This is a genomic window from Nostoc sp. (assembly GCF_036917555.1).
Taxonomy (GTDB): Bacteria; Cyanobacteriota; Cyanobacteriia; order Cyanobacteriales; family Nostocaceae; genus Nostoc.
Map to the genome: position 1 here is coordinate 101,378 of NZ_JBALDD010000021.1, position 13,967 is coordinate 115,344.

At 40.3% G+C, this 13,967-nt stretch carries 10 protein-coding genes and 1 pseudogene; 7 read left to right on the top strand and 4 right to left on the bottom strand.

Features of this window, described 5'->3' with window-relative positions; translation table 11 throughout:
- Window positions 1-312: 312 nt before the first annotated feature.
- A complete protein-coding gene (locus tag V7K60_RS07675) occupies window positions 313-4,296 on the bottom strand; it encodes a HEAT repeat domain-containing protein (protein WP_334924297.1) in 3,984 nt (1,327 codons plus the stop codon).
- 156 nt (window positions 4,297-4,452) lie between these two features.
- Here V7K60_RS07675 and V7K60_RS07680 point away from each other — a divergent pair, with 156 nt between their 5' ends.
- Window positions 4,453-4,713 carry a hypothetical protein gene (locus V7K60_RS07680; RefSeq protein ID WP_334924299.1) on the top strand — a complete coding sequence of 87 codons (261 nt, stop codon included), beginning with the start codon at window positions 4,453-4,455 and terminating at the stop codon, window positions 4,711-4,713.
- 520 nt (window positions 4,714-5,233) lie between these two features.
- Complete coding sequence (locus tag V7K60_RS07685) at window positions 5,234-5,626, top strand: hypothetical protein (RefSeq protein WP_334924301.1); 393 nt, start codon at window positions 5,234-5,236, stop codon at window positions 5,624-5,626.
- A gap of 153 nt (window positions 5,627-5,779) precedes the next feature.
- On the opposite strand, the gene V7K60_RS07690 is transcribed toward V7K60_RS07685, so the two are convergent.
- Window positions 5,780-6,367, bottom strand: coding sequence for a Uma2 family endonuclease (locus V7K60_RS07690; protein ID WP_334924303.1), 588 nt, complete (start codon window positions 6,365-6,367; stop codon window positions 5,780-5,782).
- Window positions 6,368-6,520: 153 nt separating this feature from the next.
- On the opposite strand from V7K60_RS07690, the gene fni reads away from it, so the two are divergent.
- Window positions 6,521-7,591, top strand: a complete 1,071-nt coding sequence (fni, locus tag V7K60_RS07695) for a type 2 isopentenyl-diphosphate Delta-isomerase (RefSeq protein ID WP_334924305.1) — start codon at window positions 6,521-6,523, stop codon at window positions 7,589-7,591.
- Window positions 7,592-7,687: 96 nt separating this feature from the next.
- On the top strand, window positions 7,688-9,523 hold the full coding sequence (sppA, locus tag V7K60_RS07700) for a signal peptide peptidase SppA (RefSeq protein ID WP_334924306.1): 1,836 nt from the start codon (window positions 7,688-7,690) through the stop codon (window positions 9,521-9,523).
- A 76-nt stretch (window positions 9,524-9,599) separates the two neighbouring features.
- On the opposite strand, the gene V7K60_RS07705 is transcribed toward sppA, so the two are convergent.
- Window positions 9,600-10,157, bottom strand: a complete 558-nt coding sequence (locus tag V7K60_RS07705; RefSeq protein WP_334924308.1) for an HPP family protein — start codon at window positions 10,155-10,157, stop codon at window positions 9,600-9,602.
- Window positions 10,158-10,451: 294 nt separating this feature from the next.
- Between V7K60_RS07705 and V7K60_RS35140 the strand changes: the two are divergent.
- Together V7K60_RS35140 and V7K60_RS07710 are read left to right on the top strand one after the other, a co-directional pair.
- Window positions 10,452-10,639, top strand: a pseudogene (locus V7K60_RS35140) (signal peptide peptidase SppA); the annotation flags it as partial.
- Window positions 10,640-11,045: 406 nt separating this feature from the next.
- Window positions 11,046-11,285, top strand: a complete 240-nt coding sequence (locus tag V7K60_RS07710; RefSeq protein ID WP_334924310.1) for a hypothetical protein — start codon at window positions 11,046-11,048, stop codon at window positions 11,283-11,285.
- A gap of 116 nt (window positions 11,286-11,401) precedes the next feature.
- Here V7K60_RS07710 and V7K60_RS07715 read toward each other — a convergent pair whose 3' ends face one another.
- On the bottom strand, window positions 11,402-11,596 hold the full coding sequence (locus tag V7K60_RS07715) for a hypothetical protein (protein WP_334924311.1): 195 nt from the start codon (window positions 11,594-11,596) through the stop codon (window positions 11,402-11,404).
- Between the two features lie 206 nt (window positions 11,597-11,802).
- Between V7K60_RS07715 and V7K60_RS07720 the strand changes: the two genes are divergently transcribed.
- A complete protein-coding gene (locus tag V7K60_RS07720) occupies window positions 11,803-13,944 on the top strand; it encodes a MarR family transcriptional regulator (protein ID WP_334924313.1) in 2,142 nt (713 codons plus the stop codon).
- The last annotated feature ends 23 nt before the right edge of the window (window positions 13,945-13,967 follow it).

The window sequence follows — 13,967 nt, forward strand, 5'->3', positions numbered from 1 at the left end:
GTTTTGGGATATTTTTTTATTTGAAGTCTTTTAATTAACTTATCGCGGCGATCGCAAAAACGATGCCTGCGGCGGGCTACGCCTACGCATTCCCATTCTGTTCACAATATCTGTTTTATTAGGGGCGATGTCTGCAACGGGCTACGCCTACGCATTCCCTGGATTGCGGAAAGATCGGACGCGATAGATTTACGAGACGCTTACGAGATGCGATGAATCGCGTCTTTACAAGGGATTGCTGCTTCCACATTTCGCTTATGTTTTGGCTGGAGGAAGTATTTTTCTTTCCTACTCTTTATCTTTCGCTTTCTCTTATTGATGCCAAGCTTGATAAAAAGCGGAGTAGGGCATACTTTGGGCGCACTTCCAGATAACTTTGTAGCAATTATCAAATCGCTCAAAGTCATTTTTGTAAGTTTCAGGTGATAAGTAATCCTTCAACAGGGTGACAACACTCGGCATCTGTTTCTGTAATATAATTTTCTCTAAGCTAGATGCCGCTTCCCATCGGGTGGTAGAATCATCCAGTTGTGGTTTGCCGATTAACTTCACCAAAGCAGCGATCACTTTTTGGTTGCCTGGGTCAATTTCCCCTAAGCTTTCTGCCGCTAGCCTTCGGGTAAAATCATCCACTTGTGGTCTGCCGATTAATTCCACCAAAGCATCAATCGCTTTTTGGTTGCCAGAGCCAATTTGTCCTAAACATTCTGCCGCTTCCCATCGGGTAGAATCATCCAGTTGTGGTTTGCCAATTAACTTTACCAAAGCATCAATCGCTTTTTGGTTGCCAAAGCCAATTTCCCCTAAGCTTTTTGCCGCTTGACTTCGGGTATCATAATCCAGTTGTGGTTTGCCGATTAACTCCACCAAAGCATCAATCGCTTTTTGGTTGCCAGAGCCAATTTGTCCTAAACATTCTGCCGCTTGGCTTCGGGTATCATCATCGAGTTCTGGGTTGCCGATTAACTCCACCAAAGCATCAATCGCTTTTTGGTTGCCTGGGTCAATTTTTCCTAAGCTATATACCGCTTGCCATCGGGTATCATTATCGAGTTCTGGGTTGCCGCTTAACTCCACCAAAGCATCAATCGCCTTTTGGTTGCCAGAGCCAATTTTCCCTAAGCTATATGCCGCTTGTCTTTGGGTAGAATCATTGAATTGTGGTTTGCAGATTAACTCCACCAAAGCATCAATCGCTTTTTGGCTGCCAGAGCCAATTTCCCCTAAGCTTTTTGCCGCTTGGCTTCGGGTATCATCATCGAGTTCTGGGTTGCCGATTAACTCCACCAAAGCATCAATCGCTTTTTGGTTGCCTGGGTCAATTTTCCCTAATTTTTCTGCCGCTTGGCTTCGGGTATCATCATCGAGTTCTGGGTTGCCGCTTAACTCCACCAAAGCATCAATCGCTTTTTGGTTGCCAGAGCCAATTTTCTCTAAGCTATATGCCGCTTGCCATCGGGTAGAATCATTGAATTGTGGTTTGCCGATTAACTCCACCAAAGCATCAATCGCTTTTTGGTTGCCAGAGCCAATTTCCTTTAAGCTAATTGCCGCTCGCCTTCGGGTAGAATCATTCAGTTGTGGATTGCCGATTAACTCCACCAAAGCATCAATCACTTTTTGGTTGCCAGAGCCAATTTGCCCTAAGCTAACTACCGCTTGCCTTCGGGTAGAATTATTCAGTTGTGGTTTGCCGATTAACTCCACCAAAGCATCAATCGCTTTTTGGTTGCCAGGGTCAATTTTCCCTAAGCTAGATGCCGCTCGCAATTGGGTATCATCACTCAGTTGTGGATTGCCGATTAACTCCACCAAAGCATCAATCGCTTTTTGGTTGCCAGAGCCAATTTCCTTTAAGCTAATTGCCGCTCGCCTTCGGGTAGAATTATTCAGTTGTAGTTTGCCGATTAACTCCACCAAAGCATCAATTGCTTTTTGGTTGCCAGGGTCAATTTTCCCTAAGCTAGATGCCACTTCTATTTGGGTATCATCATCCAATTGTGGTTTGTTGATTAACTCCACCAAACCAGCGATCGCTTTTTGGTTGCCAGAGCCAATTTCCTTTAAGCTAATTGCCGCTTGCCATCGGGTATCATCATCCAGTTGTGGTTTGCCAATTAACTCTACCAAAGCATTAATCGCTTTTATGCGATTTGTCCGAGGCAGTGCTGTCCATACTCCCTCTGCGATTGGTGTGAGAAATTCTACCCACTCGTTTTGTTCAACTTTAAACTCGCCAAAGCGCCATTTAACAATTTCCGCCACAATAGCATCTGCGTAGCAAGAATTTTTCCACTCATCAACCCCCGCAGCAGCGAGAAAATAAGCGCTAAACTCGTAAAATCCCCTTCTAACTTCATCAATAGCTCTGCATTCTCCGCACCCATCATCAAATTCCACCAACGCCTGAATAAACTTTTCCTTCTTGTCTCTCTCCACATCCTCACGTCCCAACCACAGCAAAATCACCTCTTTCCACTGCGGTGCAAAAATGCGATAAATGCCTAGCGCGGGTTTGTCGGGAACATGATTCAGAAACTCGTCCCAATTCTCAACCGCCAACCCTGCAAAATATTCCTCAAATGTGGGATGGTAGAAAGCGTAAACTTTCTCTTTTGTTGCTGATTCTGCAGCCACTCCAACTTCATTTAACCATCCCAACTTTAACGCTAACCAAAATAAAGAATTTTGCTGTTTTGCATCACCTAATTCCTCACGCACAAACTTATATTGTAGCCGAAACCGTGACGTTTCTTGGTCGATTGCCCGTTTTGCCAAACGTCCCAACGCTGCGTTTAATTCCTCTTGCTGCTGTTCTGTGGTACGGAAGCGGTTTTCTTTCCACTTGTAAACCTCTTCCACAAACTGCTGATAAAGTCCGGCTTTAGTTTCCGGTAAACCTTTATCGGAACCTTGCCAAGTGCTACACAACAGCGCTAACCGCAAAGGATTTTTAACTAAATCTTGGATGCGCTGACGTTCAGCTTTATCTAATTCCTGCCATAATCTTTCCCCTTTGTCTGCATCCTTGTTGTGAAACCAACGCCGAATAAACTCTTGCACTTGTTGCGGATATTCAAAATTGAGTAACCGATACGTCTCAAAATTTTCTAAAGCGTTGGCGTTTGCTTCCCAAACATTCACCCGACAAGTCAGCACAACCCGCGCATTTTTCACCCATCCCGTCAACTGCTGGGAAATCTCAGTTAATGGTTGGAGTGAAGACATTTCATCTGCTGCATCCAACAACAACCACACACGATTATTCTTGAATAAATGTGCAAAAGCGTTTTCCTGTTCTTCTTTTACACGCACAACTTCTAAAGCATTTTTCAGCCAATCTTGCAGCAGATAATTTTCTACACTCTTTCCTTGCAAGTCTGCCAAAGAAATCCAAATTGGTAAACCCAGATTGTTGTTTAATATCCAAAAAGCTATAGTTTGCAACTGAGTAGTTTTTCCCGCACCCGGTTCCCCAATTAAAGCGATGCGGTGTCCTTGAGTTTTACCAACACCATCACCGATAATTTTCTCTAAAAAAGCCTCATGTTCAAATCGCTGCTTTTCTTCATAACTCGGTTCGTAAAGTTGCGAACCTTGTTCTGGGGAAATATCCTCGCTGCACTTCTTCGGTTTGTTACGCTCTACCAATGCTAAAGGGACATGAATTGCCTCTAGCTCAAATTTCATCTCATCATCAGCAAACAGCAACTCATTTGTGGTGAGACGCTCGTGCTTTTCCAGCATAGCGCCGCAGATTTCTTGCCAATCGAAGCTATTATCTGTTGTTTGTACCTGGGATGTTTCTTTTAAATTCGCCTTTTGGTATTCCTTCCACTTCTGCTTAACCACCTCCAGATTATCTTTTATCGTCGCTGTCTGATGTTTTAGCGTCAGGGTAAATTTCCAATAACCTTGACTCTTCGTAGATTTTTGGTCTTCTCGCACTCCCAATTCTTTCAACCAGTCGAGTGCAGTTTGAAGCTCGTCTAATTCTCTTTTGTCCTGAGAAACGTTAGGTTCTGCTTTTTGCGGGGGAAGTTTTAAACTTTTGCCAGCTTCTTTAATCTGGTTGAGTAAATATTCCTTCTTAGTACCAACGTCAGTTGTTTTGCTTCTGTTTCCTCTTGTCTGTTCGCTTTTATATCCGGTAATTCGCAGCTTATCAGCATTCCAGACAACGCAAAGTGGAAGTTTTGACTCACAGTCTTGCTTTTGGGACAGTTGCAGCAATGCTTCTACCAGACTGAGTACATTTTTTAAAACTGATTCATCTCCACGAATATTTCTTGACATCAGTCTGAAATAATTTTGAATTACCCAAACAAACAAGCTTCCCCAAGCCGCAAAAGCTGATGATACAAGCATTATAAACGTTGCGTGGGGGATGTGTATGGGGAAACACCCAAAAAAATAATTGACCTTGTAAACCCAAAAACAAGGTGAATTCTGATGTCAGCTAAAAAACGTGGTAAAAGTGCAAGTCAAAGAGCGATGTCTTCGACGGGCTACGCCTACGCTTTCTTGCTAATTCTGCAAACAATGCTAATTGGCGTAAATGCCGAAAACCGCCTTCAGCAGGGAGACTCCACAATCGAGGTTTTAATCTGGATGATTAACCAGTGTATTCCAGTCCTGAAACAAGCCAGCAGTTTCCAAAAAAAACAGAAAAAGAGCCTGTTACCCAAACATCGCCGTTCTGAGGATCAATAATATCACAAACCCCTCTTTGCTCGGTCGAATTACCCCCCTTAATCCCCCCTTTCCAAGGGGGGAAACAAGAAATCCAGTTCCCTCCCCAATACATACGGGGAGGGTTAGGGTGGGGTAAAACCTTAGTTAATCAGCTATTTCAGACTTGTGTACACCACCGTAGCCTTATTCTTGGGGTGGGCTTCTTCGGGTTGAATAAGTAGTCAAGCGGACAAGCCCATTCGTTCAGAACACAAGCCCATTCGTTCAGAACACAAGCCCATTCATTCAGAACACAAGTCCATTCGTTCAGAACACAAGCCCATTCGTTCAGAACACAAGCCCATTCGTTCAGAACACAAGTCCATTCATTCAGAACACAAGTCCATTCGTTCAGAACACAAGTCCATTATCGTGTAATTACTGAGCTAGCAATTCAATCTTATTACAAAAAATACCTTTTCTTGCAAGTTTTACTGAACCACTATACTGTTCCATTGAGACACTCTAGAAAGATAAGTTTAGTAAAAAGTCTGCATTCATGCCACGCCAAAAAAGAACCTCTCCCGTGCTAGAAAAAACCGAACAGAGAGTAATCGGATTTAAATCGATTAATTCCAGCCTCGACTTTGGTGATTCGATCAGTTTAAACCATTTAACCGAGTTAACCGGGCAACTCCGCAACCAGATTGACGAGTATAATATGATGCTAACTGCCATTGACTCAGCAAAGGCAAAAATAGAAACCCTTGAAAAGACCATTCGGGAAACTTCAGAACGCTTAGTCAGTGGTGTGGTGTTGAAGTATGGCAAAGACAGCCGGGAATACGAAATGACAGGCGGAGTACGCAAAAGCGATCGCATTCGTAAAGCCACTATCACCCGGTTAAAATCCAGCGCCGACTCGAAAGCGGCTGCTACACAGACAGCGTGACGGGCAACAATTAGGCATCATTCACGGTGAATGATGCCCATATTTAGCGTAGGCGTAGCCCGCACTTCTCTACGAGACGCTGCGCGTAGCTTGCTTCCACGAAGTGGTAAGACAAAGCTCAGTGACCACCGCAAGCATCGCACGATCGCAGTTTTATTCCTCAATCAACTCAAAATTCACCCGTTCGTAAATATCACGCAAGGTAATTTGAAATTCGATAGAATTTAAGACTAAAACTGCATCTTTACCTTCATATTCCTTAAAAATCCATTGTCCTTCTGTTTGCTTAATAAATTGTTCGACAGCAAAACTATACTGGTCAATCATAATATATTCTTGAAAGCCAGGAATTGAACGATAATATTTAAACTTATCTGTTTTGTCATAATTTTTAGTTGAATTTGATAAGACTTCAACAATTAATAAAGGATTAGTAATAGTTGTTGTACCTATTCCCTCATAAATAGGCTTACCTTTGATGACTATAATATCAGGATAAGTATAAAGGCGATAACGAGGGATTGATAATTTCACATCCCCTATGTAAATCTCATAATCTTGTCCTTGCACAGTCAGGGGAAATTTTATACAAAAATTAAGTGCAATTTTGTTGTGGTTAGTTGTTCCCCCTGTCATGGGTATAATTTCTCCATCTATATATTCATTTTTATATTCAGCCTTCTCTTCTAATTCCAAATATTCTTCAGGGGTGTAGTAGCGCTTTTCTGTTTGTAAAACCATATTAATTAACTCACCAAATGGGGGAATGGTTCTGTTATCAATAGCGTAACGTACCCGAAAGATAGCGAAAATAAAGATTTTTGTTATACAAATACAGTTGCAGACAATGTAACAATAGCGATCGCAAGCAAATACTTTTAGCCATACCCACCAGTGAACGCCCCTACCAATATCTCTGCACAAACTCAGAATCGCAAAGCCGATCACATTCGCATCTGCTTAGAAGAAGACGTTCAGTGCGATCGAATCACCAATGGACTGGAACGTTATCGTTTCACTCATTGTTGCTTACCCGAACTCAACCACAACGATATTGATATCAGTACAACTTTTCTGGGAAAAAACCTTGACGCACCCTTGTTAATTTCTTCCATGACTGGCGGAACAGAACAAGCCGCAATCATTAACCAACGTTTGGCCCAAGTTGCACAACACTACAAAATTGCAATGGGTGTCGGTTCCCAGCGAGTAGCGGTAGAAAAACCCCAGGTGGCTGATACTTTTGCTGTCCGCAAGTATGCCCCTGACGTTCTACTACTTGCAAACTTGGGGGCTGTACAACTTAACTACAAGTACGGTTTAGATGAATGTTTGCGCGTAGTTGATATTTTAGAAGCTGATGCCTTGATTTTACACATTAACCCTTTACAAGAGTGCATTCAACCCAAAGGTGATACTAATTTTCGGGGTTTGCTTGACAAGATTTCTATATTATGCTCAAAATTGCCAGTACCAGTGATTGCGAAGGAAGTTGGTAACGGCATTTCAGCAGCGATCGCCGAGAAACTTATTGCCGCTGGGGTAGCAGCAATTGATGTCGCGGGTGCAGGCGGTACTTCTTGGGCAAAAGTAGAAAGCGAACGGGCAGAAAATCCTTTACAACGTCGCTTAGGGAGGACGTTTGCCGATTGGGGTTTACCGACAGCAGAGTGCATTACAACTATTAGAGCGATGTCTACGACGGGCTACGCCTACGCCAAAGATATACCCTTAATTGCTTCAGGAGGTTTGCGTCATGGATTGGATGCCGCCACTGCGATCGCCTTGGGAGCAGATATAGCTGGTTTAGCAATGCCTTTCTTGCAAGCAGCAGCAACATCAGAGACAGCAGTTGCGGAACTGGCTGAGGTATTAATCGCTGAAATCACCACAGTTTTATTTTGTACTGGCAACACCACCTTGTATCAGTTAAAGCACTCTGGCAGTTTACAGCGCATAGAATAGGTAAACAGGTCATTGGTCATTAGTCATTAATCCTTTGGTTATAACCAATGCCCAATGTCCCATGCCCAATAACTAATAACTAATACTAAATAACTAATGCGTAATTTTATCAAACAAACTTTTGCTAGTTTAGTTGGCACCTTACTAGGACTAATTATTTTCAGTGGTCTGGGAACCACTGGACTGTTTTTACTGATATTGGCTGCTAGCTCCTCTAAAGATAGTGGGCCAAATGTGAAAGATAAGTCCGTGTTGGTTTTTGACTTGTCAATGAAAATTACTGATGGCGAACCTAATTCAGGCGAACTGTTTCAAAACACAATATCAGGTGTGGATGAAGATAGGATGGCACTCCGCAAAGTTGTGGAAACTTTGGAAAAGGCACGGCGCGATCCGCGCATTGTTGGGATCTATGTGGATGCAACGAACACAAGCCAAACTGGTAGCGTCGGCTATGCCTCTCTTAAAGAAATTCGGAAAGCGCTAGAGCAGTTTCGCACTGCGGGGAAAAAGATTGTTGCATACGGCAGTGATTGGAGTGAAAAGGAATATTACGTTAGTTCAGTGGCAGATTCCATTGTCCTTAATCCTTTGGGAATGATGGAAATCAACGGTTTGAGTTCACAACCAATGTTCTTTGCAGGAGCATTGCAGAAATATGGTATTGGTGTTCAAGTCGTGCGAGTAGGGAAATTTAAAGGGGCAGTTGAACCGTTTATTCTCCCCAAGTTGAGTCCAGAAAACCGTGAACAAACTCAGAAATTGTTGGATGATGTTTGGGGAGAGTGGCGCACTGCTGTCGGCGCAAGTCGGAAAATTGAACCCAATAAATTGCAAGCGATCGCTGATAATCAGTCTTTACTAGAAGCCACACAAGCCAAAACTAGCGGTTTAGTCGATCAAGTACAATACCCCGATGAAGTTATCGCTGACCTGAAAAAGTTGACAAATAGCGATAAAGAAGACAAAACATTCCGACAAATTAGCCTGAATAGCTACGCACAAGTTTCTGGTAAATCATTGGGTGTAGAACGTAACTCCAAAAATCAAATTGCCGTTGTTTATGCTGAGGGCGAGATTGTCGATGGTAAAGGAGAAGATGGGCAAGTAGGAGGCGATCGCTTTGCGAAAATCTTCAATAAAATACGACAAGATAAAGATGTGAAGGCTGTTGTATTACGAATTAATAGTCCTGGTGGTAGCGCTACCGCAGCTGAAGTCATGCAGCGAGAAGTGAAATTAACTCGTGAGGTAAAACCAGTTGTAGTATCAATGGGTGATGTCGCCGCCTCTGGTGGTTATTGGATTGCTAGCGACTCTAATCGTATTTTTGCAGAACCAAATACGATTACAGGTTCTATAGGGGTGTTTGGAATCTTATTTAATGGGGAAAAGCTGGCCAATAATAATGGTATTACTTGGGATTCAGTGAAAACTGGACGCTATGCTGATAGTCAAACAGTTTCACGTCCGAAATCGCCTCAAGAGTTAGAAATTTATCAGCGCAGTGTTAACCGTATTTATAATATGTTTCTGAATAAAGTTTCTCAAGGTCGGAAACTCCCAGAACAAAAAGTAGCAGAAATTGCTCAAGGAAGGGTTTGGTCGGGTGAGGCGGCTAAAGAAATTGGTTTGGTGGATGAAATTGGTGGTTTGAATACTGCGATCGCATACGCTGCCAAGCAGGCGAAACTAGGAGAAGACTGGGAAGTCCAAGAATATCCTCGCACTAGCAGCTTCGGAGAACGCTTTTTTGGGCGTGCAACAGAAGAGGCGCGGACTGCTTTCGGAATTGAGGGTACGCAACTCAAACAATCCAATCCCCTCACCGCTGAATTTCAGAAATTGCAACAGGAAGTAGAGATTCTGCAAAAAATGAACGACCCACAGGGGATTTACGCCCGTTTGCCTTTTAACTTGAAGATTGAGTAATTTTTTGTAGGGGTAACTCATGAATTGCCCCTACATTTTGTACTTGATACGATTAATTTTGCTCTAGAGATTAATGTTATAACCAGTGCTTTGGATACGTCCTTTCTGCTGCTAAATTATTAAAGATCACAGCGCATAGCACTAGAATCATCGATCCCTCAAAGGCAGGTGTTAGCAGAAATTGCCAGTCCGGTTTTGTCATCATAACGACTAATGCAACAGCACCTGAAGGTGGGTGTACAGTTCTGGTAAACTGCATAATTGCGATCGCACTAGAAACAGCCATTCCCATTGCCAAGGGAGAGGAACCGAAAAAATGCAGAATTATCAGACTCACTATAGCAGCTAAAAGATTACCCCCAATGACATTACGAGGTTGAGCCAAAGGGCTGTCAGGGACACCAAAGATCAAGACACTTGTAGCACCAAAAGGAGCCATCAGCAAAGGAGAATTAGTTTTGACAGCAAGGTAGGACGTTGCTGTGATGGCTAAAAAACTACCGATCCAACTCCAAAAAACATGCCGATGATCAGGTCTTTCTATTGGACAGGTTAGCGGACACGAGCGCCATCTACCAAAGGTTTTAAACCAATAATTTTGCCACTTCAACCGAACTTTTTTACTATCGATCATGAATCAACCACTCGATACTCATGACTCCTTGAATTGACTGAGCAAGGCTTTGCTTACAGCTATTTTCAGGTAAATAGACCACGCGGTAGGGGCACAGCATTGCTGTGCCCCTACGACAGATGTGGTTCAAATACATGAAAACTGCTGTAAGTTACAATAACATGACATTTAGGAAAAAAATCTCTAAAAAGTATCTAAATACACAGATTTTTTTGTTTTATTGGAGTTTTGCCTAAATAGGCTAATTTGAACAGTGAGGCAGATGAGTTGGACTTGCCAAGGTCGTAATCAGGAGAACGCTTTTTTGGGCGGGCAACACAAGAAGCGCGGACTGCTTTCGGAATAGAGGGGACGCAACTCAAACCATCCAATCCCCTCGCCGCTGAATTTCAGAAATTACAACAGGAAGTAGAGATTCTGCAAAAGATGAACGATCCACAGGGGGTCTACGCCGCTTGCCTTTCAACTTGAAGATTGAGTAGATATTTTTTTGAGCATCAGTGAGCAACAACTCACACAATACTACGTCAAACTAGTTTTGAGGATTTGTAGTAAGCATTTTAGTCCTTGTTTTCTCAGAGCTAAAGTCTTTGCTACACAATTGTCTACGTATCAATTTAAAGATAGATTACTACGGCGAGGCGCATAAGTTTGCCTCGCCAGCCATAAACCAGCTGACATTTACTGCCCGGATGTGTAAAGTAGTTGAGAGTCAACTACAAATTTCCGACCTTAGACAGAATTTTAGATTTGGAATTTTGCTGAAGCAGCCCGCTTAAACAGTGGCTCAAGTATGGAAAAATCTACAATTCTTTATCTAGACTAAGTGTATTCACATATTGAGCCAATTTAAAGTCTAAAATACAAAATTGAGTAAAACATCCATCTATGGCTAGAAAAACACAACGTCTTTTACTGCTAATTATTTCTTGTAGTATCACTGGTGTAATTTTAGGAGGTACTGCTGGTTGGGCAGAAAGTAGTCTTTGCTTGGAAGACAGTAAGGTTACAAGTGAGTGCCTAACCCAAGATCCATTCCAAAAAACTATCCAAGGAATGAGTACTGGATTGTTAGCTGGGGCTGGGGCCGCTTTTGGTGCAGTCTGGCAGTTACGGAATGAAGATTGAGCATGAACTCCAACTAACCCGAAACTTCGGGTTAGATTAGGTTTCTGGACTAATTAGCCAATGCCTCCACTTCGATTTTCGCCCAGCATAAAGTCATGTAGGTCAATCATCCTGATTTATATGGCTTTGGAAGAATACCGATTTATTAATGCACGAGCAAATTTCTGGTGTTGTTCAGCTAGATATTGAGGAGAGATGAACTGAGCATTACCCATAAAACGATACACCCAGCGACAAAACTCCTCCAGCGATCGCTTAGGCAATTTAACAATGTAATCTACGTAAATAGGTTTGCCATGTGTCTTATTCATAAGTCTGGGTTAATCGCCTGGATTGGTGAACGAAATAATCAGCTTTTTCGCCACCTACGCTATCAAATTGACAAAAAATAGCTTTTACCCAAACAGGCGATCATCCCTGCGTCAAACAATCCTGATTAATAGCACCCCACTGATCCCAATAAGTCCTTATAATAAATGTTACAATGCATTCAACTATCTACTTACTAGTATAAATTATGTCTTATTCAGTATCAGAGAAAGATAATTTTTTAGAAGCTGTTGCTTCATTAAAGAAGTATCGTAGAGCAGAATTGATTGATGAAAATGGTAATAACTTGTTAAGTAGTTTATATACTGATTTGTTAGCAAACGAACAAATCTTAAAAACCTGCTTGAAAGGAAATACGACATTTATTATTGGTAGGAAGGGGACTGGAAAATCTACAATTTTTTTAAAAATACAACAGGAACTCAGAAAAAAAGATAATAATTTATCATGCTATGTAGATGCTAAAACTATTTTTGAATCTTCAAAATCTGAGTACGTTAATGGACTAGAAGAATTAAAAAATATTGTATCTAATGATGTGCTACAAAACTATCTTATAGAGCGAAATTTTATTCAAACTATTCTATCAGAGCTTAGGAAAGAAATTGATAAGAGATCGTATACTTTAATTGATAAAATAAAAGAACTGTTTGGGACAGATAGATCGTCCATTGTCCGCGAGAAACTTCAAAAGTTACAAAATAGTATAGAAAATAATGAGCTTCTAAAATCTATAGAGTTACCTTTGCTGCAACAAATTTCTACTCATAGAAAAAATGCTGATGAAAAAACAAATGAAAGCGCTTTTGGAAAAAATAGTCAGTTAGGAGGAAAACTAGATTTAAAAGAACAAACTATTAACGCAAGCTATTCTGAAAATAGTAATTCAAAAAACTTACAAAAGAATGCTACTGAGGTTGATAAGCAATTTTCTGATATATTTTTAAAAGTTTTTCAAGTTAAAGATATTATAACCCAAATTAAAGATATATTATCTCTTCTAAATGTTAAAAATTTAATAATTATTGTTGATGATTTTTCTGAAATTGATGACCAAGCAATGCGAGTATTAATTGATGTTATATTAGCTCCATTAAATAATTGGTCAGACGATTTTATTAAATTCAAAATAGCTGCATATCCTAATAGAGTATATTATGGAAAAATTGACAAAAGTAAAGTAGATATAGTCGATCTTGATTTTTACAATCTTTATTCAGAATTAGACAGAAATAATATGGAGGAAAGAGCTATAGATTTTACTAGAAGGCTAGTTGAAAAACGCATTAAATATTTTACTGAAAAGCCTGTTGAGTACTTTTTTGACACGAAAAAAGAACCTTTAGAATCATATTATGAACTAATTTTTCAGATATCAATGAATGTCCCAAGAATAATCGGTTATATTCTTTTCTATTGCTGTGAAAGAAATATAGTATTTGATAAACCGATTAATAGAGATTCTCTTGAGGCGGCATCTCAAAAGTATTTTGAAAGAAACATTGAACATTTCTTCGATAATACTACTTACTCCATGATGTCTTTTGACGAAAAAATATCTATTTTACAGTTAAAAGAATTGTTACAGCAATTTGTAGACAGTCTAAGTAATACTAGAAAAAAAATCATTATAGGTGAAATTACAGGAAATCAATATGAAGATGTTAAAACTAATCCCTACACAAGTCATTTTTATTTTAAACCTACATATGAACATTTTTTAAAAACTTTGGAACTGAACTTTTTTATAAGTAAATATAGTGAAAGGAGTGATAGAAATAGCGAAAAACAATCCATTTACTGCTTAAATTATGGCCTCTGTAAAAAAGAAAATTTAAGATGGGGAAAGCCTAAAGGTTCTAATTACAGAACATATTTCATCTCTAAATCATTTGATTTTAATAGTTTAATAGATGATTTTTTAAAGAACTCCAAGCGAATCATCTGTATTAATCCTAAATGCAAGAAAAGTTTTCCATTTGAAGAACTACATTATCTTGAATATAATAAAATGTTGTGTCCAGAGTGCCATAGCCCTGTGAACATAATTTCTAACTCTGAGACAATACAATTAGAACTTGAAAAGATTGACAAGAGTAAGCTGTTACCACATATAGAATTGAGTATTTTGTATGAAATTAATAAAACAGAAAAGGATTTAAAGCCTGGAGAAATTGCTGAAGAACTTGATTGCTCTTATCAATTAATTGGAAAAAGAGCAAAGAAACTAAATGAAGAAAAGAAATTAATTTTGAGGATAAGAGTTGAAGGCGGCAAGGTAGTTTATAAACTTACAGACAAGGCAAAGAATGATTACTTTAATACATAAGTTATCACCGTTCGCGTAATAGT

What these genes read in the sequence shown, in the direction of transcription:
- V7K60_RS07675 (WP_334924297.1), bottom strand. Translation starts at nt 4,296, where the DNA reads ATGTCAAGAAATATTCGTGGAGATGAATCAGTTTTAAAAAATGTACTC.
- V7K60_RS07680 (WP_334924299.1), top strand. Translation starts at nt 4,453, where the DNA reads ATGTCAGCTAAAAAACGTGGTAAAAGTGCAAGTCAAAGAGCGATGTCT.
- V7K60_RS07685 (WP_334924301.1), top strand. Translation starts at nt 5,234, where the DNA reads ATGCCACGCCAAAAAAGAACCTCTCCCGTGCTAGAAAAAACCGAACAG.
- V7K60_RS07690 (WP_334924303.1), bottom strand. Translation starts at nt 6,367, where the DNA reads ATGGTTTTACAAACAGAAAAGCGCTACTACACCCCTGAAGAATATTTG.
- sppA (WP_334924306.1), top strand. Translation starts at nt 7,688, where the DNA reads ATGCGTAATTTTATCAAACAAACTTTTGCTAGTTTAGTTGGCACCTTA.
- V7K60_RS07705 (WP_334924308.1), bottom strand. Translation starts at nt 10,157, where the DNA reads ATGATCGATAGTAAAAAAGTTCGGTTGAAGTGGCAAAATTATTGGTTT.
- V7K60_RS07710 (WP_334924310.1), top strand. Translation starts at nt 11,046, where the DNA reads ATGGCTAGAAAAACACAACGTCTTTTACTGCTAATTATTTCTTGTAGT.
- V7K60_RS07715 (WP_334924311.1), bottom strand. Translation starts at nt 11,596, where the DNA reads ATGAATAAGACACATGGCAAACCTATTTACGTAGATTACATTGTTAAA.
- V7K60_RS07720 (WP_334924313.1), top strand. Translation starts at nt 11,803, where the DNA reads ATGTCTTATTCAGTATCAGAGAAAGATAATTTTTTAGAAGCTGTTGCT.